We start from the raw sequence: 20,534 nt of genomic DNA, 5'->3' as shown, positions 1-20,534 counted from the left end.
CCCAGACCGCGAATCCTCCTGCAGCATCCCCATCCCGTGATCCCGCCTCGACAAGTCGAGGGCGACGACGGCCTGGTCTGGACTGATGGTATTCCTCAGGCGTGCAGATCGTCAGCGGTCTTGTCGGGTTGGACGCTCCACTCCGGTGGGACGTCGGCTCCGGACTTCTCGTCCTCCTCAGCCTTGGCGGCGGTCTCCTGGACGATGCCCGGAGTGTGGTGAACCGGGGCGTAGATGGCGTAGACCTGCATCGGCTCGTCGCCGGTGTTGATGACGTCGTGCCAGGTGCCGGCCGGGACCTGGACGGACCAGCCGTCGCTGACGTCCTGCTGGAAGTCGAGCTGATCCTCAGCCGGTCCCATGACGCAGCGACCCTTGCCGGAGTCCAGGCGCAGGAACTGATCGGTGTCGGGGTGGGCCTCCAGGCCGATGGACTCTCCCACCGGGATGGACATGAGCGTAACCTGCAGGTACTTACCGGTCCAGGCGGTGGTGCGGTAGTTCGTGTTCTCCTTCGTCGCGGTCTCGATGTCGAAGGCGTTCGGTTTGGGGCCGTTGTCGTTGATCTTCATGGTCAACGCTTCCTTTCCTGGTGAGATTCGTGCTGCGGGTGTGGGCCAGTGACCGGTCGCGCCGATCGGATTGGTATCTGCAAGGCAGTCATTGCCTCACAATCTCGATGGGTCCAGCCTATGTGGCCAGTGTGGCCAGACTATCCTGCCCACCCAACTGACGACATGTTCGACAATTCCAAGGGATCCAGGCCTCTCCAGAGGAGAGTACGTGCTGTGCCGGCCCACTTCGACATGGAGATCCACGGCGACGAGTTCCAGCCCGGCGTTCTCGCGGACAAGCAACCGGCGGTCTCCGACGTCCTGAGCACCTGGCGTGAGAGGTACAAAAGGCCGCCAGGGAGGAGTCTTGGCGCTGTGATCATGGCGAGGGCTAGGACTTCTTCTTCCGGGTGTCCCGGATCCCCTGGATGAGGATCGCGAGGATCCCGATCACCATGACCCACGCCATTTCCCCGACGGCGCCGTACCACGGCTGGACGAGGGCGGTGAGGGCGAGGACGATAAGAGCCCACGCGGCGAGGATGGGCGTCAGGATGAGCAAACGTGCAGCTCGCGTCTGGCCCGGTTTGCCTCCGCTGCGGGGGAACATTCGGTTCTCGCCAACCAGTTCCAGCAGGATCTCGCCGGGGATTCCGATGAGCAGGACTCCGACGAACATCCTCAGCGACCAGCGCCAACCGATGAAGATCGCCACGATCGCGAACGCCACAACCATGCAGACCGTGAACGCGACGGTGCCCGCAAGGATCCTCTCAGCGCGGGACGGTTCCTTCTCCTCGACGGTCATGACTTCCTCACACTCGCTCGCCAGCATCGTCACGCACGTGGCTGACGACCTGCTCCGACAAGGCCAAGTGTCCTCCAGGAAGGCTAACGACCAAACCGAGGGCTCCAGGCCGGACCGGGGATGCTGCAAGACATGTCAGCGGACATGGGGATCAGTTGCACCGAATCCGTCGCCTCCTATCTCGGTGAGGGTTCCGAGGCCGACGCTGGTTCCGATACGGATGATGAGGTCCATCCAGTCGATCATGATCCTTCCAAGATTCGGGCCGGGCGGTGCCAAGGGACAGTGAAATGTGTGGCATGTACCCGTTGGACAATGAAGGGGGGCAGGACACGCGGACGCGGATGCGCGAGTCTTGGGGTAAAGGCGCTCTGGCCAGCCCGAACAGCCTCAGCAAAAGGTGAGGTGGGACGACTCAATGGTCAGTGGTGCGGTGGAGGGCCTCTATTCTGACGCCATGTCCACACGTTCCTTGCCGGTTCTGATCGATTGCGACCCCGGGATTGACGATGCGTTCGCGCTGGCCTACCTGGCGTGCCGCGACGACGTCGAGACCGTCGGGGTGGTGACGACAGCTGGCAATGTCGGTCAGGACGACGTGCTGCGCAATGCCCTGGGGCTGACCGAGCTGCTCGGGATGGATGCCCCGGTGGCGCGTGGGGCGGACGCGCCCCTCGTCGAGCCGGTGATGACCGCCGAGGAGACCCATGGACCCCACGGTTTGGGGTATGCCCAGCTGGGGGACTGCGGACGTGACCCCGATGGGCGCAGCGGTGCGCAAATGTGGGTGGATCTTGCCCGGAAATACCCCGGCGAGCTGGTCGGCATCGTCACCGGGCCGCTGACGAACCTCGCGCTGGCGCTGCGGGAAGAACCGGAATTGCCGCAGTTGTTGCGGGGGCTGCACGTCATGGGTGGAGCGATCAATCATCGTGGCAACACCGGCCCGACGAGCGAGTGGAACATCGCGGTGGACCCGGAGGCCGGCCATGAGGTGTTCGAGGCATGGGGGAAGGCGTCCAAACGGGTGGTGCTTGGGGCGTTGCAGGCCACTGAGGTCATCCGTCTCGACGAGAGGGATCGTCGGGCCGTGGAGGAGCTAGGGGAACATCCGGTTGTGAAAGTCCTGGCCGACGCGCTGAGGTTCTACTTCGAGTTCCACGAGGCTGACGGGTTGGGATGGTGTGCATACTTGCACGACCCGCTCGTCGTCGCCAACGCGGTGACCGGGAGGTTTGCGACGACGCGGCCACTGGCCGTCGATGTCGAGCTGACCGGGACGCTCACCCGTGGTCAGACCGTGGGTGACGAGTTGGGGCGGTGGGGCAAGGAGCCCAACGTCGACCTGCTGTGTGACGTCGATGCCGAACGGTTTATTGAGCACCTCATCTCGACGTTGCGGGAGGGGCTGGGCGCCGGACGCTGAGATCAGGTGGCGTTTGGAACGAGCGGTCTGACGGGCCTCTGGTAAGAGCAGGCAGGATGCCTCATTGGACTACCTTGCAATGCAAGGTACAGTGTTATCCAAGCTACTTGGTTGAGGAGGAAAAGCGTGGCGGAACGACAACTGCGCAAGGGCGCGCTCGAACTCGTCGTCCTCGGGTTGCTGGCGAGCAAACCGTCCTACGGAGGGGAACTCGTGGACAGGCTCGAGAACGAGACGGATCTGGGCGTGTCCCAGGGGACGCTGTACCCGTTGCTCAACCGACTGCGTCGCGGTGATCTGGTTTCGACCGAGTGGCAGGAGTCGCCGTCAGGGCCTCCGCGCAAGATCTATCGCCTGACTGCCGCCGGTCGAGGCCACCTGACAGAGCTCATCGATGAGTGGTCGCGCATCGCAGCCGCCGTCGACCGTGTCACCAACGACAACCACAACACTTCTGGCAAGGAGAGATCATGAACCTCTGGACTCGAGACGATGATGGCGTGCGTAGCCTGTTCGGCATCCCCATCGGTGCGCCGTGGGGGAGCGGCTCCCGCATCGCGCTGCGCGGTTTCGAACCTGAGAACCCGCACCTGCTGGTGCCTCGAGCCGTGGGCATCGGATGGGATCTCAATCTGGGCGCCGTCGCCGTGCGCCTGGGGCTCATCCGCCCCGACGACTCCCTACCCGACCTCAACGAATACGTCCCCGAGAAACTTCGACGTGGTCTGGTGGCAGCGCCGTGGGTTGGGGCCGGTCTCGCCAGCAGCATGACACTCGGATTCGTCAAGGCTGACCGGGTGGCGACGTCGTGGTCCCTCGGTGGCAAACCCAACCGATATACGGGTGGTGTGATCGCAACCCTGATCACTGCCGGAGCCACCACGGCGGCAGCCCTCTACCCGCGCTGGGTCGGGAAGGAGGATGGAGCTGACATCGCGGCGACGGCCCAGGCCATGGGGATCCAGACCGTCATCATCATGGCCAATCTGGCTGCCCGCAAAGAGATTCGTCGTCCCGGGAGCCGTCAGCCCCTCGCGGTTGTCGGAGCAATGCTGGCGCCGGTCGTCATGGGTGGAGTGCTGGTCGGAACGGTCAAGGTCGCGCTGGACGGGGTCGCACAGGCACTCACACAAGGCGGGAAGGCGCGTCAGTTCGGGGAGTGAATGCGTCACATAGGATTCCACCGTGAAGTACCTCCGATCTGCGGCTGCGATCTCAGCATCCTGCTCATCGCAGTCGCGGTGGCGAGGTCCTTCAACTAGTTCATCCCGGTGGTCAACAACACCATGGTCGCCATCCTCGCCGTCGAGGTCATCACCGGAAAAGGGGCATGAAGAGAGCGGGCGACGGGAATCGAACCCGCGTGTCCAGCTTGGGAAGCTGGCGCTCTACCATTGAGCTACGCCCGCATGTCTCCCAGGGAGACTCGTCATAGCTTAGCGTACTTCGTCAGATCAGTGCGACTCACCCCGCCGGGCCAGTCAGTAATGCTGCGGAACGCGGCCGTAGATGACCGGGGCATCGAGGCGGCGGGTCTCGGGCGGCTTTGGACGCTGCGAATCCATCCACCGGCGCACCGACGGCAACCAGACGATGACACCGGCGGTGACGAGGAACGGCATTCCGATCCACGCCACCCAGTTCAGGGTCACGGCGGCACATCCGACCACGACGCCACCGATGGCGCCCCAGCGCACCCAGGGACGTCCTAGCCAGGTGTTGACCGCGAGGATTCCCGGCATGGCCACCATGCTCCCGGCGATGCACATCATCGCGGTCGCCAGCAGTACTGACGCCAACGATCCCGGTCTCGGATGGGTCCACGTCATGAGGTGGGTCGCCTGGATGAAGGTGCGCATGTGGATCGACTGCCACCACGCCACCAGGAGGGCAACTGCAGCAGCCACGGCTGCGACGTAGTACAGACCAGCTGCGATGTGCCCCAACGTGGCCGAGGTTTTCGCCTGAGTCTCCAGGTCCTCCGGGGGAGGAAGGGTGCCGATCGTCGCGGCACTGGTACGCACCGGCTGAGTCTCCTCTACGCGCGCCGACGCGTCTCCCGGCTCTGCATGGCGGGGCTGCGGGTCTGCGGGCTGTTCGATCACGATCCTCCTGACGGTGTGGCACCAAGCCTAACCGCACCTGGCGACGCAACCATGATCACGGATCGGGGACGTCGATCGGGAAGTCCTTGCATGACGACCGGCCCGATGTGGAAGCCGTCGTCGTGACGTGCATCGACGTCGTCGATCCAGTCGACATCATGGTGAGTACGGCTCCGGACTCGTCGCTCGCGTGGACCGTCGTGCCGTCCACCTGCTGCTCGAAGAATCCCACCTCGTCGAGGCGATCCTGCACGGAGTCGGCGATGTCACCCTCCCAGTGCGAGGCCTTGAGCAGAGGTTCCAGTCCCTCGTCAGTCGTCCACGTCACGGACCTGTATGCGCACTTCGACCCGGACGGCGTGAACCCGACCTTGCTGTCGTCCAGGCGCCAGGGATGCTCAGGATCACGGAAGGTCCCGGTGAGCTCGACGAGGACGCTCTCATACGTCACCGAGGCATTCTCGGCCGTCACCGAGGGGGTTTGGCGGGGGAGGGGGCAGACGACGTCGGCGCGCTTGCTGCCGGAGTGCTCGCCTGGCTCGGGGCATCCCCGTCCGAACAGCTGGTCATGGCGATGACGACCGCGCTTGCGACAGCGATGCGCACCGGAACTTCACGTGTCCTCACGGTCGATCATGGTAGGTGGTAGCTGTGAACCCAGCAATCAATCCACAGTCCTCGGACAGTCGCGAAATCCGCTTGTCAGGCGGATCTACCGAGTAAAGTGTGACGCTGTTCACGAAGGTTTCATCCACTCGTTGCCGAACCGTGGCCTGCTGTGGCCGTCACGTTGAGACCCCCCTTGGCGATGATCAAGCAGGCAAGGACCGTCTGCACACGTCAACCGTGAGGACATTCAAACATGGATTTCGTGTCACAGTCACGTACCAGGAATGCCGGCGCGTTCCTACTCGCGGCGGCCGTCACCGTCGCGTCGATGGCCGGTTTCGCGCCGGCCTCGCAGGCCGTACCGGAACCGAAGACCCTGCTCACCCCCGACACGACCTGGACCTACCTCGACGACGGCACCAAGCCGTCCGACGGTGCGGCCTGGGCCACCACCGGTTTCAAACCTGGATCCAACTGGAAGGCGGACGCCGGCAAGTTCGGCGCCAAGCGCGGCAAGCTCGCCCCACTCAGCGACGAGCACGCCCCGACCGTCCTGCTCAACCAGTACCTGCCCGGCACCGAGGACGACGTCCCGGGATTCTTCTTCCGCACCGAGGTCGACCTGACCGCTGACGAGGCCAGGAACACCGCCCTGTCCGGGGTCCTCAGCTACGACGACTCGGTCACCGTCTACGTCAACGGCAAGCGCATTGCTGGTGCTGACGACGAGGACGTCAAGAGCTGGAACTCCTACGGCGGCTCCAACAAGTCCGCCCCCAAGACCTTCAGCCTGGCTGAGGCCACCAACAAGGGCTCGCCCTTCGTCAAGGGCAAGAACATCATCGGTGTCGAGGTCCACAACGGCCGCGCCGAGAGCTCTGACGTGTGGTTCTCCGTTGACGAGGACGTCGTCCTGCAGCCTGCTGCCCAGGGCCCCAAGATCAAGGAACTGTCAATGCAGATCGGCAGCGACCAGCATGATCGCATCTTCACCTGGGTCTCCAACGAGGCTGAGCAGGAGCGTCTGCAACTTGCCGTCGCCCCGGCCAAGGAGGACGACGCCTTCCCGACCAAGCTTGTCGCCGACGTCCCCGCCACCACCTCCACCATCGACAAGGCGCAGTTCTCCGACTACGTCTTCCATCGCAGCGACGTCAAGGGTCTCAAGCCCAATACCAAGTACGTCTACCGCGCCGGATCCGAGCGTGGCTGGAGCAAGACCTACTCCTTCACCACCGACTCGATGGACCCGAACAAGGACTTCACCTTCCTCATGGTCGGTGACCCCCAGATCGGTGCCAGTGGTCGCTACACCAAGGACCCCAACATCCACGGTGACTGGTGGGTCAAGACCATGGAGCGCGCTGGGAAGGCCTACCCGAACTCGTCGATGCTGCTGTCCCTGGGCGACCAGATCAACGGGTTCACCGACTATGACGTCCTCGGAACCCAGTACGAGAACTTCTACCGTCCCGACATCCTGCGCACCCAGCCGCTGGTGACGACGATCGGTAACCACGACATCTCGCCGATCTACGAGAACTTCTTCGGACGCCCCAACGGAGACAAGAAGTACGGTGCCGGCAACTCCGAGCAGGCCAGCGGTGACTACTGGTTCAAGTTCAACGGCATCCTGTTCGTGAACATCAACTCCAACGACCTCAACTATGACGGCCCCAACGGCCACATCGAGTATCTGCGGAAGATCGACGCCGAGCACGGCAACGACTCCGACGTACGCTGGAAGTTCGTCATCCAGCACCACAACATGTTCTCCAACGCCTCGCACTCGCGGGACAAGGAGATTCCCGAGTGGCGCAAGCTGGTGCCGGTCGTCTCCGAACTCGGCTACGCCGGCGTCCTCAACGGCCATGATCACGTCTACACCCGCGCCCACCTCATCGACCCGAAGGTGAACCCTGTTGACGGTGATCGCACCGACGAGAAGGCCCTCAACGAGTACCACCCGCAGGACGGCGAGGGGTTCTACCTCACCGCCAACTCCGGCTCCGGTTCCAAGTTCTACGACGAGAAGCCGACCAGCTGGGACGACGTCTACAAGTACGTCGCCGTGCACAAGCAGACGATGACTCCGAACTACACTGCGGTCAAGGTCAACAACGACAAGATCACCTTCACCACCTACGCACAGGCTGTCCGCAGCGAGGGCCCGGTCGAGAAGGTTGACGAGATCACCCTCTACCAGGTCGACAGGAAGGCCCCGACCCTCAGGGGAGTCGAGGACACCATGATCGAGAAGGATGCCACCTTCGACCCGATGGCCGGCGTCAGCGCCACCGACAACCTTGACGGTGACATCGACTCCGCCAGCATCAAGGTGTCCGGAAACGTTGACCCGACCAAGGTCGGCACGTATCGGGTGACCTACCGCGTGACCGACAAGGCCGGGAACACTGCTACCGTCGTTCGCGACGTGACCGTGGTCGAGAAGGGCCAGACCCCGACCCCGCCCCCGTCCCCGAGTGGATCGGCCACACCTTCCCCGAGTGTCCCGGCCACCCCGATTCCCAGTCGTGTCGACAGCGTTCCGAGCGTTGCACCCACCCCTGCTCCCGCCAGCACTGTCGCTACTGGCGGTTCCACCGGCGAGGGGCCCCGTCCTGTCGCCCTGCCCCGGACAGGAGCGTGATCGATGACTGATGCGGTGTCGTGAGGGGATTCTCCTCATGTCCCGACCTACACCAAGGATGCGTGTGTAGCAGGCTCGGCCACCTCAGGGTGACCGGGCCTGTGCGTGTCTGACGAAAACCATCATGTCGGGAAGACCCTGGGCAATCCCACTGCTCGGCACCACTGCGGGCTGACAAATATCGTCAGCTCTGCGGGGCCCGGGCATCTGCAGGGCTGGGTCCGTTCCCGAGCTGACGGAAATCGTCACCGGTCTCAGCGGCGAGGCAGAAAGCCCTGCCCACGAACAGCCGCCCGGACCATCATGGTCCGGGCGGCTGTTCGTGGGCGTGAAGCTCAGCTCTCCTTCATGGTGCCGGTCTCGAGGAACCGGGTGTGCCACGAGTACGCCTCGCCGAGGAGCTGCGGGGTGTGCTTGAACTTGCAGTCACGCAGTGCACGCTCGTAGTAGTCCATCAGCATCGGACGGTAGTCCGGGTGGGCGCAGTTCTCGATGATCTTCGGGGCGCGCTGACGCGGTGCCAGACCACGCAGATCGGCGATGCCCTGCTCGGTGATGATGACCATGCCGTCGTGCTCAGTGTGGTCGACGTGAGAGACCATCGGGACGATCGCCGAGATGGCGCCGCCCTTGGCCGTCGACGGAGACACGAACGCCGAAATGTAGGCGTTGCGGGTGAAGTCGCCGGATCCGCCGATGCCGTTCATCATGCGCGAGCCCATGACGTGGGTCGAGTTCACGTTGCCATAAATATCGGCCTCGATCATGCCGTTGGCGCCGACGACACCGAGGCGGCGAATGACCTCGGGGTGGTTCGAGATCTCCTGGGGGCGCAGGATGATGTGATCGCGGTAGAAGGCCGCGTTCTCGTTCATCTTGTGCGCGTACTCGGGCGACAGCGAGAAAGCGGTGGCCGAGGCGACGTCGAGCTTCCCGGCATCGATGAGGTCGATCATGCCGTCCTGGATGACCTCGGTGTAGGAGGTCAGGTGCTCCAGGTCGGAGTGGAGAAGGCCGTCGAGAACGGCGTTCGGGATGTTGCCGACACCGGACTGCAGCGGCAGCAGGTTCTTCGGCATTCGCCCCTGCTTGACCTCGTTGTCGTAGAAGTCCAGAAGGTAGCCGGCGATCTTGCGGGAGTCGTCGTCAATCGGCTTGAACGGGGTGTTGCGGTCGGGGCCATCGGTCTCGATGATCGCCGCGACCTTGTTCTGGGGGACGTGGAGGAACTTGTCACCGATCCGGTCACCGGGGTGGGTGATCGGGATGGGCACTCGATTCGGAGGAAGCGCGAACCCACCGTAGATGTCGTGCATTCCCTCGAGGTCCTCGGACTGCCACGAGTTCACCTCGATGATGATCTTGTCGGCGACGTCACAGTACACGGCGTTGTTGCCGACCGAGGAGGTGAGGACGACGTCCCCATCCTCAGTGATTCGGGTGGCCTCAATGACGGCGTAGTCGACCTTTCCGAAAAAGCCCTGACGCACCATCATGCCCGACTCCGACAGGTGAATGTCGGTGTAGAAGGATGTGCCGTCGTTGATCTTGTTTCGCATCTGGGGATCGGACTGGTATGGCATGCGCCAGCCGATGCCATCGACGGAGGCGAGGGCGCCGTCGAGTTCGGGAGCGGTCGAGGCTCCGGTGAAGACGTTGACGGTGAACTTCTCGCCGCGATCGTGGGATTCCTTGATGCGCTTGGCCAGTGCGCTCGGAAGTGCCTTGGGGTAGCCCGACCCAGTGAATCCACCGAATCCGATCTGGTCACCGTCATTGATGAGCGCAGCCGCGTCGTCCGCGCTCATCACCTTCTGACGCAGGGCTGCGTTCGCAATCCGCTCTGACATCTGTCCTCCTGCCGCCGTGCGGCTGGTTGTCGGTGACGGTGCACGGCGCTACCCGTGAGCCGTCGAAGAAACACTGTTTCGTTCCCGTTGAATGCGGTCCGAAACGTTGACAACACTTTATATAGGGGTGCTTGGCGCGGGATGGGGCACCCCTGCTTTTGGGGTCGGAACGGCACTGTCGGTCCATGATGGCTGGCGCGCTCGCACGACTGTGCATGACACGCCTGAGACAGTCCGGTTGGACGTGCATCGGGCCTCTCCAACCGCAACCATGCTCACATTCTCGTGACGGTGATTGTCGTCGTTAGTACGAGGTCGGTGTCGGGGTCGAGGGGGACGGCATTGTCCTTGCAGACGCCGGTCTCGACGCACACGAAGTCGCGCCAGGCCTGAGCCGTCGGGTTGTCGCCGATTCCTGACGAGGAGCGTGGGTTCCAGATCACCGCGCTGGGGCAATTCGTCGTCGTCAGGTGAATTTCGCGTCCCCAGACCGGATCGACGAGGGTCGGGGCCGGCCCGATTCCCTGGATGACGGTGTCGGTGTCCGGGGCCATGACGAGCTCGTCGGCGTCGAAGGATCCCTTGTCACCGGTCGCGAAGTTGTGCCAGTCGGCACCGCGGACTCCCCGGACTCGCGCCTGGTCGGCGTCCCCGACGCGCAGGTAGGTGTGCCACATCCCCTCGACGACTCGGGGCTTCTCGTCGTGGTTGGTGAGAGTGAGCGTCATCTCCAGTGCGGTGTCGGTCATGACCACCTCGTGGCGAATGCCGATTGAGGCGGTCTCAGCGGTTCCGACGACGCGGAAGGGTTCCGCGACCGTCCCCTGGAAGTCGGTGCGGCGGGCCAGGCCGTGTTGGGGATCCTGGTCATTGTTCGGTCCGTGACCAAACCATGGGGCACACAACGGGACACCTCCCCGGATGACCGCGTCGGACTCGTCGGCGTGCTCGGCGTCGAACCAGATGACGGGCTTGCCGTCGGCCTGCCACGCCAGCACCTGGCAGCCGTGATCTGCGACCTGCCATGCGCCGTCATGAGCGGTGTGAAGGGTTCCGGGGAGGTTGGTCATGTCCCCATGATCGTGGTCATCGTTCCCACACTGCGCGAAGTGCGTCGATCCGCTCACAACGGATGGTGTTTCGTGCAGCCTCGACGGCGACGGGCTTGGCGCAGAAGGCGATGGCCAGCCCGGCTGCGGCGAACATATCGAGGTCGTTGGCGCCGTCTCCCACCGCGATCGTTCGCTCAAGATCTACCTCGCTCTTCTCGGCCCAACGACGCAGCCAGGTGGCCTTGGCGGCCCGATCGACGATGTCCCCGACAACCCGGCCAGTGAGGTGGTCGTCGACGATCTCGAGCTCGTTGGAGGCTGAGAAATCGGCGCCGATCTCCGCAGCAAGCGGATTGACCAAGGCCGTGAACCCTCCTGACACCAACCCGACGGCTGCGCCGACCTCGTGCGCCGCGGCCACCAGTTCCGCCGCACCCGGGGTGACGACGGTCGCCTTGCGCGCCTCCTCGAGGGCCCCGACGTGCAGACCCTCCAGACATTTGACGCGCTCGTGAAGGGACTCGGCGAAGTCGAGCGTTCCGGCCATCGCCCGGGCCGTCACCTCACTGATCTCCTCGGCCTTCCCTGCGCACTCGGCGAGCAGGTCGATGGCCTCGGTGCGCGTGACCGTCGAGTCGACGTCACAGACAATGAGACCGGGCGGCTCGACAGCCAGGGCGCCATGGGGATGCAGGACTCCGGCGCCGGTCTGGGCGGCGAGTTCGCGTACCTGTGTCATGTCGCCCTCGAAGGACATGGCGTACTCGAAGATGTGAGCGGCCCAGTCATTGGTGTGGATGCCGCGCATGCAGGCGGCGTCAGGCCACAGAGGGGTGCCGGGGGAGCGGAGGCTGGAGCGGTCGTCGCTGACGAGGATGACGCGGGAACTCATGGCACCACCGTAGGTGTGTTTCGGCCCGTTCGGTGCAGGTTCCGCTCCTCGGCATGATCGTCTACCCGCGGACGGTCCGCGTGACGGTGTACTGACGATTCCGCGCGACCTGGCGAGTCGGCCCGACCGTGCGCCGTAGATGGGATGCCCACGGCAGGTGATTGTTGTAGACACACCACAGGCTGCCGCCGGGGCGCAACACGCGAGCGGCGTCGGCCAGCATGGCCAGGGTCGGGGCGTGGTCCTGGGCGGTTCCGCGATGGAAGGGCGGATTGGTGACGACGACGTCGACGCTCTGGTCGGGCAGGACGGACAATCCGTCACACCAGTGGGTGACGATGTCGAGTCCGTTCGCCCTGGCGGTGAGACGAGTCGAGTCGACGGCCTGCCAGGAGACATCGGTGGCGTTGACGGTGGCGTCTGGGAGTCTGCGTGCCAGGTGAGCGGAGATGATGCCGTTGCCGCACCCCAGATCGACGACGTCGGTGTTGACGTCGGCCGCGATGGCGTCGAGGTGATCGAGGAGCAGGGACGTTCCGGCGTCGAGGCCGGTGGTGTGGAAGACGCCGCCGTGGGCTCGGATCGTCAGGCCGTTGACGGTGTTGGTGCGTGGCCATTCCCCAGTGACGGCCGGGTGCTCCCGAGGAGACGAGAAGTGCAGCACGCGGGCCTTGCGCACTCCGAGGCTGGCGTGGACGTCGTCGAACCAGCGGGCAGCGACGTCGTTCATGGACCGGGCCATGTGCTTGATGCGTCCGCCTGCGACGATGTGGGCATCGGGTCCGAGGAGTCGCCAGAGAGTACCGAGCAGTTCGTCGAGTTCGTCAAGACTGGAGGGCAGGCCCATCCACACCACCGGGGTGCTGCATTCCTTTGTCGTCAGAGGATTGAGGCGAAGACTCTCCGGGATTGCGGTGAGGTCGCGGCAGTCGTCAGACCACGCCGTGGTGTCTTCGCCGGATACTGGCACCAAGGAAGGGCGACCCAGCACCCACACAGCCGTGGCCAGCGGTGATTCGGCGACGATGAGTTCGTCAACGGGGTCCAGGGTGGCGGTGTCCATGGCGGCAGTCTCCCAGACCACGGGCACGGGACACAGCTGAGAGATCGACGCAACAGGTGTGCCGGAGGATGGTCATACCTGCGAATGACTACACGGAGCTGCCAGAAAACGGTCCAAACAGGCGATGGTGACGTTGACATGGGCATTTTTTGGCAGCTCCGTGTATCAAACCCGAGTACTCGATCGATACCGGCCCCACCCTAAGATGGCGACATGGCAGAGTCGCCCCTGGAAATTCACGTCATCGCCGATTCGACGGGTGAGACCGCCGTTCGGTTGGCCCGCGCCGCCCGCAGCCAGTTCGAGGGGGTCCACTGGCACATCGTGCGCCATCCCATGATCGGCACCGTCCCGGAAATGGTTGCGGCCCTAGAGGCCGTCAAGGAGTCCCATGACGCGGGGCAGTGGGTGTGCGTGGTGCACACCCTCGTGCTGCCCGACATGCGCCATATGGTCACCGATGCCTGCGAGGAGATGGGTATCCGCGAGGTCAACCTCATGGGCCCCATGCTCGACGCGATGGAAGAGGCTTCTGGTCTTGACGCCGACGCCGTCCCACGTCGTCCCGTGGGCGTTGAGGCCGACTACTTCACCCGTATCTCCGCCATGGAGTTCGCGGTTCGTAATGACGACGGCGCCATCCCCGATCGCCTGACCGAGGCGGACATCTGTCTGGTGGGCGTGAGCCGCTCGGGCAAGACACCGCTGTCGATCTACCTGGGTTACCTCGGCTACAAGACCGTCAATGTCCCGCTCGTCCCCGGGATCGCCCCGCCAGCCGAGTTGGCGGCGGTCGATCGTTGGCGCATCGTCGGCCTGACGATCGACGCCCAGCGGCTGCTGGAGATCCGTGGACGTCGGGTCCGCGGGTTGGGAGGTTTCGGCAACGAGGACGGTTACGCCGACCTCGCTGCGATCTACGACGAGCTGGACGAGGTTGGCAGGATCCAGCGACGACTGGGTTGCCCCATCATCGACACCACGGGCCTGGCCCTGGAAGAGTCTGCGACGAAGGTCATCGACATCGTCGACCAGCGAGCCAAGACGGCCGGGACGAGGTTGCGCAAGCCGGCAGGGTCCTATCGCACTAGACCTTGATCACCCGAGGATGATCGGGACGGCCAGCGGTTTTGGTCTGCTCCCAGGTCACGTCATTGATCACCAGTCTTCGGCGGAGCAGTGGGTGCTGACAGTGGCGGTTCCACTGGTATGGATGGCGTTGCCCCTTGTCTGTCTTAGATGGTGGTCTGTCTTAGATGGTGGTCTTGTCGGTCGTGGGAGGCATCGTGTCGCTGGCCGGGTACCAGAATCCGCGGCTCGAGGAAAACAGCCGGGAGGCATCTGCGGCAAAGGTGAGCGATATGTCACGCCCCGCTCCGGCGAACCCGGACGAGACATGAGTTACTTCGTCATCCTTGGTTGCTCCTACTCGTGAAAATGGGACGCGAGCGTGAGAGAATGATGACATCCGGCCCTATGGTGGGGCTGGGCCTCGGGCTCATTGCGCAGTCGCACGGGTCCGAACGCCGTGAATCGATGAACAGGCTGACACAGATCGAAGGAGATCAGTCATGACTGACCGTTACGTGTATGACTTGTCCGAGGGCAGCGCGGAGATGAAGCCGCTGCTCGGCGGCAAGGGCGCAGGAGTTGCCGAGATGACGCGTCTCGGCGTCCCGGTGCCCGACGGATTCACCGTCACCACTGAAGCCTGCGTGGACACCATGACGAGGAAGGGAGAGTGGCCGGAGGGCCTCGACTCCCAGGTGTGGGACGGACTTAAGCGTTTGGAGGAGCGCACCGGTCGTGGCCTGGGCGACGTGGACAAGCCCCTCCTGGTCTCGGTTCGCTCCGGCGCCGTCATCTCGATGCCCGGCATGATGGACACCATCCTCAACCTCGGTATTTCCGATGACACCGTCGAGGCCGTCGCCAAGGAGGCCGGCAACGAGCGCTTTGCCTGGGACTGCTACCGCCGCTTCATCCAGATGTATGGCGAGGTCGTCGAGGGCATCGACGCCCACGTCTACGAGGATGCCCTGACCGCTCTCAAGGAGGAGAGGGGCGTCGAGTCCGACACGGATCTGACTGCTGATGACCTCAAGGGCCTGGTCGACACCTTCAAGAAGCTGTCCAACGAACAGCTCGGAGGCAACTGGACGACGGATCCGCGCGAGCAGCTGATGCGCGCCGTCGACGCCGTCTTCCGTTCCTGGCTCAACCCGCGCGCCTTCGTCTACCGCAAGGCCAACAAGATTCCGGATGACCTCGGCACCGCCGTCAACGTCATGCAGATGGTGTTCGGCAACCGTGGTGACACCTCCGCCACCGGTGTCTGCTTCACCCGTAACCCCGCCACCGGCGCCAAGGAGCTCTACGGTGAGTTCCTCGTCAACGCTCAGGGCGAGGACGTCGTCGCCGGCATTCGCACCCCGCGCTCCCTCGCCGAGATGGAGGAAGTGCTGCCGGAGGCATACCGCGACCTCATCGACACCATGAAGAAGATGGAGTCGCACTACCGCGACATGCAGGACATGGAGTTCACCGTCGAGAACGGCAAGCTGTACCTGCTGCAGACCCGTAACGGCAAGCGCACCGCCGCTGCTGCTCTCAAGGTGGCCCGCGACCTCGTCGCCGAGGGCGTCATCACCAAGGAAGAGGCCCTCATGCGGATCGAGCCCGCTCAGCTCGATCAGCTGCTGCACGAGGCCATCGACCCGAACCACACCGAGCAGCCGGTCGCCGAGGGCCTGCCTGCCTCCCCGGGTGCCGCCGTTGGTGAGGCCGTCTTCGACGCCGACGTCGCTGCCGAGCGTGGCGCCAAGGGCGAGAAGGTCGTCCTCATCCGCTTCGAGACCACCCCTGATGACATCCACGGTGTCATCGTGAGCCAGGGCGTCCTGACCGCCCACGGTGGCATGACCTCCCACGCAGCCGTGGTCGCCCGTGGCATGGGCAAGCCCTGTGTCGCTGGTGCTCGCGGCATCAAGATCGATGCCAAGGCCGCCACCCTGACGATCGGTGACACCGTCATCCACGAGGGCGACATGATCACCCTCGACGGCTCGACCGGTGAGGTCTTCGCTGCGGGCCTGCCGCTCATCCCGCCGCAGATCAACGCCGACTTCGAGGAGGTCCTCTCCTGGGCCGACGAAATCCGTCATCTCGGCGTCGAGGCCAACGCCGACAACGCCACCGACGCAGCCAAGGCTCGTGAGCTGGGTGCTGAGGGCATCGGCCTGTGTCGTACCGAGCACATGTTCTTCGGTGCCGATCGTCTGCCTGCCATGCACGAGATGATCACCGCGGACACCCCGGAGGAGCGCCAGGCTGCCGTCGACAAGATCCTGCCGATGCAGCAGGATGACTTCGAGGGCATCTTCACGGCGATGAAGGGCCTGCCCGTCACCGTCCGTCTCCTCGATCCGCCGCTTCACGAATTCCTGCCGAACCTCGTCGAGCAGTCCCTCAAGGTCCAGAAGCTGGAGGATCAGGGCGCTGATCCGAACGAGCTCGACAAGGAGCGTCGTCTGCTCGCCCAGGTCAAGAAGCTGCACGAGCAGAACCCGATGCTCGGTACCCGTGGCTGCCGCCTCGGCATGCTGTATCCGGAGATTCCCGACATGCAGGCTCGCGCCATCATCCGCGCCGTCCTGGCGGTGCTCAAGAAGGAGGGGGAAACCGTCCAGATCAACATCATGATCCCGCTGGTCTTCACCCCGATCGAGCTCGAGACCCATCGCCGCATCGTCCAGCAGGCCATTGACGAGGAGTTCGAGGCCGCCGGCACCAAGGTCGACGTCAAGATCGGCACCATGATCGAGCTGCCGCGTGCCGCGCTGGTCGCCGACAAGATCGCCGAGGTTGCCGATTTCTTCAGCTTCGGCACCAACGACCTGACCCAGACCACCCTGGGCATCTCCCGTGACGATGCCGAGAACGGCTTCCTCACCGAGTACCTGCGTACCAAGGTCCTCAAGGACAACCCGTTCGCCTCGATCGACCAGGAGGGTGTCGGCCAGCTCGTCGCCGGGGCTGTCGAGAAGGGTCGCAAGACCAACCCGCAGTTGAACGTGGGTGTCTGTGGTGAGCACGGTGGTGATCCTGACTCGATCCACTTCTTCAACAAGACCGGGCTCGACTACGTGTCCTGCTCGCCGTTCCGTGTGCCGATCGCTCGGTTCGCCGCGGCCCAGGCCGTCATCTCCCAGAAGGAGAAGTGAGTCTGAGGGCTACATCACGTCACTGATGTGAAATTGCGGCCCCTCCACCGCGGTGGAGGGGCCGCAATATGTCCAATATGTCATTGCATACTCCTCAATCCGTGTGCGATCGGGGAGTTTTGTCGACTTCAACTCCATGTCCGCGGAATAATGGCCACAATCGTGCCTCGACCTCTGGAGGATCAATGTCCCAGACTTTCGGTGCTTGGCGTGCCACCTACACCCCTGGTTCCTGGGTGGTGCTGGCCGGGCCGAGCAGCCTCGTCATCATGCAGCCGGCTGCGCCGCGCCATTCCGGATTGGTGTCGTCCATCTGGCGGCAGGTGGCTGAGGCCGATGATCCCCAGTCGCTCGTGGAGACGTTGTCGATCATCGGGCTGGCGAAGATGCCGAGCCTGGGCTTGTTCTTCTGGGTCGACGGCGAGATGTACTCCATGGCCCGCGGTCAGGTTGTCGTCAAGGATGCCTCCACCGGTGAGGTCGTCAACCATGGCGACGGTCTGCTGACGTGGAGCGAGAAGAAGCTCGACCCATCGACCGTCGTCGTCGAGATGGAAGAGGCCGAGCAGAGGCTGTCCATGCCGTTGCTGCTGGGGGTTGCCCAGGCGAGCAAGATCATCATCGACGCGACCGGCAAGGTTGAGCCTTTCGTCGTTCGGGAGGGCGGCGAAGTTCACCGTCCGCGGGTGTTGGCGAGTTCCGACGACGCCCTCAAACCGTGGACCCCGGAGCCTGAGGAGCAGGGGGTCGACGATTCGGAGGCCACCGAGGAAGCTCGCGAGCTCACCGGTCAGGAGTGGCAGCCAGACGACGAGGATGCTCCCGGATTCGTCGAGGTTCCGGCGCCAGGCGAGGTTCCCGACTCGGTTGCCGCGCCGGAGCCGGTTGCTGAGTCCGCACTGACCGGAGTTCCGATTCCGGCTGAGCCTGTCGTGCCTGACGAGGACGTGGTGAGTGGTGGTGACGAGGTGGCCCCTGACGTCGAGGAGCCCGTGAGCCCCGTCCCGGCCCGAGCTGCCGAGCCGGAATCCGTCGAGACCGCGGTCGCTCGTGAGGACATTGCGCCAGTCCGCGCTCAGGACGACGGCCTGGGAGGCGATGACGAGGTACACACCGGTACTCAGCCGGTGGGAGTGCAGCCCGAGCCGGAGGGCGTCGTCTCCGCACTTGCTCCGGGGGCAGTACCCCAGCAGCCTCAGCAGACAGAGCAGTCGGAACAGCCCGTGCCTCCCGAGCAGTCTCAGAGCGACCCTCGGTACGACGGAGACTGGCGCGTCGCGTCGACCTCGACGATCCGTGGAGTGTCCTCGCCGTCAGATTCCGCGGCGGCCACCCTGGTTTCGACGACTGGAGAGGCCACCCACCTCAAGGGTGCAGTTCTCGTCGGGCGTGCCCCGCGGGCCGAGAATGGCGAGGAGATCATGCGTGTTCCGTCTCCTGGTCAGGACATCAGTCGTACTCACGTGAAGTTCGCTTTGGGGCAGTGGGGGATCGAGGTCACTGACATGCATTCCACGAACGGCACCGTCGTTCGCCGCATCGGCCAGGATCCGTTGCGATTGGAAAGTGGTGAGACGATCGACCTGGCCATCGGTGATGCCGTCGATCTGGGCGACGGCGTCGTCATCACCATTGAGGCCTATCAAGGCTGACAAATGAGCCACTAGCCATCAGGACCCCCGCGAGCAATCCGCAGGGGTCTTTTGTCATGGTCAGAACCGTAGGAAGGCGTAAGCCCGGTCAACCCGCGGATTCCATGCGTGACACCGTCATTCCGGCAGGGAGCAGGGGAGGAAGCATTCGGGTCATCGCGTTATAAATCTCGGTCAGGCGCGACGGCGACCGGCGCCGTCGGTTTCGAGGCCCGTCCGCTTGGAAGTGTCTTCTTCGCCCGGTTTGGCGATCAGACGGGCCGTAATGGGTCATGATCGCCATGCTGTTCCCGATGGGAACCGCGACCTTCTGAATTGGCCTCATCCTCAGCTACTACACCATTGGTATCTGGGCACCGATCATGCTGCTCATCCTGCGCATCATGCAGGGTTTCGGAGCGGGAGCTGAGCGTGGAAGGTGCGATGGCGTCATGAAGGTCCTTCTTCCCGATTCGATGATCTTGGATCCTCACCTTCCTGGCGGGGTCGAGGCGGTGGTGTACGACGCCAGCTCAGCGATTCCGGATGAGCATCTGGATGCTGAGGTGCTCGTCACCTGGGCGGTCCCGGCCCTCTCCGGGCGGCTCTATGACGACCCTGCTGGACGCCAATGTGCTCATCTGGGGGTTTGGAACGTCATCATCACACCTCACTCTGCCGGCGGACGTCCCCTGGGTGCCGACGAACTCATCATCAAGAACGTGACCGCACTGGCGTCTGGAGGCAATTTCGAAAACAAGCTGTGACGTCACTGAGTTCGTCCTCGGCGGATTAGTCTCCTAGTGTGATCCTTTGGGTCTACTCAGGATCAGGAAGGAAATCCGATGGGACACATTCTCGTTTTGTCGGGGGCTGGGCGTTACGCCGACGATATCCACGACTTCGACGCGACCTCCGAGGCCGTCTCCCAGATCTTGACCGAGCGTGGTCACCAGGTAGAGGTGAGGCGCTCTGAGCCGGAGGCCCTGGACCACCTCGCTGACGCGGATCTGCTCATCGTCAACACCGGTGGCGGCGATCCGGAGGAGGAATGGGACTACATTCCCGAATGGTCCCGCGCCCACAACAAGATTCTGGAGCACCACGAAGCTGGCAAGCCGATCCTCGGTCTGCACACCGCCTGCAACACCTTCTGTGACTGGGACCTGTGGCCGTCCGTTCTCGGGGGCAAGTGGGTGCTGGGGGTCAGCGGGCACCCGGAGCGTTCCTACGCCGTCTTCGAACCTGTACCCGAGGCTGCGGATCATCCCATCCTGCGCGGCGTCGAGCAGGTGGTCGTCTATGACGAGCGTTTCTCCGACCTGGACATCAACCCGCTTGCGACCCCGCTGCTCTTCCACGAGACGGGCGAGGAATTCCACGCAATGTGCTGGGTGATGGGCAACAACGTCGTCTACGACGGGCTGGGTCACTCGTCGAGGTCGTACTACTCGGCGTCACGACGTCAGTTGTTGTGCAACGAGGTGTCCTGGTTGCTGAACTGGAAGCGTCGCGAGGCTGCTGCGCAGGCCGCTGCACAGGTGAGCCCGGATCCCCAGACGGTCTGAGTCCGGACGAGAAGGAAGCCGGCGGTTATTCCCACCGTTCGCTCCTCCCGACGTCATTCCTTCTCGAAACCCAGTTGGAGCGCGTGAGTGGTCGGGTGGTGAA

17 protein-coding genes, 1 tRNA gene and 1 pseudogene are annotated in these 20,534 nt (G+C 63.9%); 10 read left to right on the top strand and 9 right to left on the bottom strand.

The window, feature by feature from the left end; all coding sequences use genetic code 11:
• Nucleotides 1-95: 95 nt before the first annotated feature.
• On the bottom strand, nt 96-572 hold the full coding sequence (locus HMPREF9153_RS03315) for a cupin domain-containing protein (RefSeq protein ID WP_002514506.1): 477 nt from the start codon (nt 570-572) through the stop codon (nt 96-98).
• Nucleotides 573-806: 234 nt separating this feature from the next.
• Here HMPREF9153_RS03315 and HMPREF9153_RS11750 point away from each other — a divergent pair.
• Nucleotides 807-944, top strand: a pseudogene (locus HMPREF9153_RS11750) (thioredoxin); the annotation flags it as partial.
• A 1-nt stretch (nt 945) separates the two neighbouring features.
• On the opposite strand, the gene HMPREF9153_RS03310 reads toward HMPREF9153_RS11750, so the two are convergent.
• Nucleotides 946-1,395: a hypothetical protein gene (locus HMPREF9153_RS03310; protein WP_171023425.1), complete on the bottom strand. Its 450-nt coding sequence runs from the start codon at nt 1,393-1,395 to the stop codon at nt 946-948.
• Between the two features lie 385 nt (nt 1,396-1,780).
• Here HMPREF9153_RS03310 and HMPREF9153_RS03305 point away from each other — a divergent pair, with 385 nt between their 5' ends.
• The 3 genes from HMPREF9153_RS03305 to HMPREF9153_RS03295 all read left to right on the top strand — a co-directional run bounded on the left by HMPREF9153_RS03305 (nt 1,781) and on the right by HMPREF9153_RS03295 (nt 3,951).
• The gene (locus HMPREF9153_RS03305) at nt 1,781-2,788 is read left to right on the top strand and encodes a nucleoside hydrolase (RefSeq protein ID WP_004809352.1); all 1,008 of its coding nucleotides are present in this window, start codon (nt 1,781-1,783) and stop codon (nt 2,786-2,788) included.
• A gap of 126 nt (nt 2,789-2,914) precedes the next feature.
• Nucleotides 2,915-3,262, top strand: coding sequence for a PadR family transcriptional regulator (locus HMPREF9153_RS03300; RefSeq protein ID WP_004809351.1), 348 nt, complete (start codon nt 2,915-2,917; stop codon nt 3,260-3,262).
• Nucleotides 3,259-3,951 (top strand): DUF5808 domain-containing protein, encoded by a 693-nt coding sequence (locus HMPREF9153_RS03295; RefSeq protein WP_004809349.1) that lies wholly within the window; start codon nt 3,259-3,261, stop codon nt 3,949-3,951. The genes HMPREF9153_RS03300 and HMPREF9153_RS03295 overlap by 4 nt, the downstream gene beginning before the upstream one ends.
• Before the next feature lie 175 nt (nt 3,952-4,126).
• On the opposite strand, the gene HMPREF9153_RS03290 is transcribed toward HMPREF9153_RS03295, so the two are convergent.
• The 3 genes from HMPREF9153_RS03290 to HMPREF9153_RS03280 all read right to left on the bottom strand — a co-directional run bounded on the left by HMPREF9153_RS03290 (nt 4,127) and on the right by HMPREF9153_RS03280 (nt 5,344).
• Nucleotides 4,127-4,197, bottom strand: a tRNA-Gly gene (locus HMPREF9153_RS03290).
• 72 nt (nt 4,198-4,269) lie between these two features.
• Nucleotides 4,270-4,893, bottom strand: a complete 624-nt coding sequence (locus tag HMPREF9153_RS03285) for a hypothetical protein (RefSeq protein WP_004809348.1) — start codon at nt 4,891-4,893, stop codon at nt 4,270-4,272.
• Between the two features lie 55 nt (nt 4,894-4,948).
• Nucleotides 4,949-5,344, bottom strand: coding sequence for a hypothetical protein (locus HMPREF9153_RS03280; RefSeq protein ID WP_138237400.1), 396 nt, complete (start codon nt 5,342-5,344; stop codon nt 4,949-4,951).
• Between the two features lie 411 nt (nt 5,345-5,755).
• On the opposite strand from HMPREF9153_RS03280, the gene HMPREF9153_RS03275 reads away from it, so the two are divergent.
• Entirely contained in the window at nt 5,756-8,152 is a 2,397-nt protein-coding gene (locus HMPREF9153_RS03275) for an immunoglobulin-like domain-containing protein (protein ID WP_004809341.1), read from the top strand.
• 335 nt (nt 8,153-8,487) lie between these two features.
• Here HMPREF9153_RS03275 and scpC read toward each other — a convergent pair whose 3' ends face one another.
• The 4 genes from scpC to HMPREF9153_RS03255 form a co-directional block, all read right to left on the bottom strand.
• Nucleotides 8,488-10,002, bottom strand: a complete 1,515-nt coding sequence (scpC, locus tag HMPREF9153_RS03270; RefSeq protein ID WP_004809339.1) for a succinyl-CoA:acetate CoA-transferase ScpC — start codon at nt 10,000-10,002, stop codon at nt 8,488-8,490.
• A gap of 275 nt (nt 10,003-10,277) precedes the next feature.
• A complete protein-coding gene (locus tag HMPREF9153_RS03265; protein ID WP_004809337.1) occupies nt 10,278-11,072 on the bottom strand; it encodes an aldose epimerase family protein in 795 nt (264 codons plus the stop codon).
• A 16-nt stretch (nt 11,073-11,088) separates the two neighbouring features.
• Nucleotides 11,089-11,946 (bottom strand): phosphoserine phosphatase SerB, encoded by an 858-nt coding sequence (serB, locus tag HMPREF9153_RS03260; RefSeq protein WP_004809335.1) that lies wholly within the window; start codon nt 11,944-11,946, stop codon nt 11,089-11,091.
• A 61-nt stretch (nt 11,947-12,007) separates the two neighbouring features.
• Complete coding sequence (locus HMPREF9153_RS03255) at nt 12,008-13,009, bottom strand: class I SAM-dependent methyltransferase (protein ID WP_004809333.1); 1,002 nt, start codon at nt 13,007-13,009, stop codon at nt 12,008-12,010.
• Between the two features lie 213 nt (nt 13,010-13,222).
• Here HMPREF9153_RS03255 and HMPREF9153_RS03250 point away from each other — a divergent pair, with 213 nt between their 5' ends.
• From HMPREF9153_RS03250 to HMPREF9153_RS03230, 5 genes are all read left to right on the top strand, one after another.
• Complete coding sequence (locus HMPREF9153_RS03250; protein WP_004809331.1) at nt 13,223-14,107, top strand: pyruvate, water dikinase regulatory protein; 885 nt, start codon at nt 13,223-13,225, stop codon at nt 14,105-14,107.
• Between the two features lie 473 nt (nt 14,108-14,580).
• The gene (gene ppdK, locus HMPREF9153_RS03245; protein ID WP_004809326.1) at nt 14,581-17,232 is read left to right on the top strand and encodes a pyruvate, phosphate dikinase; all 2,652 of its coding nucleotides are present in this window, start codon (nt 14,581-14,583) and stop codon (nt 17,230-17,232) included.
• Nucleotides 17,233-17,417: 185 nt separating this feature from the next.
• Nucleotides 17,418-18,884: an FHA domain-containing protein gene (locus HMPREF9153_RS03240; RefSeq protein ID WP_004809324.1), complete on the top strand. Its 1,467-nt coding sequence runs from the start codon at nt 17,418-17,420 to the stop codon at nt 18,882-18,884.
• A gap of 431 nt (nt 18,885-19,315) precedes the next feature.
• On the top strand, nt 19,316-19,630 hold the full coding sequence (locus tag HMPREF9153_RS03235) for a phosphoglycerate dehydrogenase (protein WP_237726238.1): 315 nt from the start codon (nt 19,316-19,318) through the stop codon (nt 19,628-19,630).
• A 78-nt stretch (nt 19,631-19,708) separates the two neighbouring features.
• Nucleotides 19,709-20,431, top strand: a complete 723-nt coding sequence (locus tag HMPREF9153_RS03230; protein WP_004809320.1) for a ThuA domain-containing protein — start codon at nt 19,709-19,711, stop codon at nt 20,429-20,431.
• Nucleotides 20,432-20,534 lie beyond the last annotated feature (103 nt).

Origin of the sequence: Cutibacterium avidum ATCC 25577 (assembly GCF_000227295.1) — a bacterium.
GTDB lineage: Bacteria > Actinomycetota > Actinomycetes > Propionibacteriales > Propionibacteriaceae > Cutibacterium > Cutibacterium avidum.
This window is presented reverse-complemented; position numbering and strand designations above follow the sequence as displayed.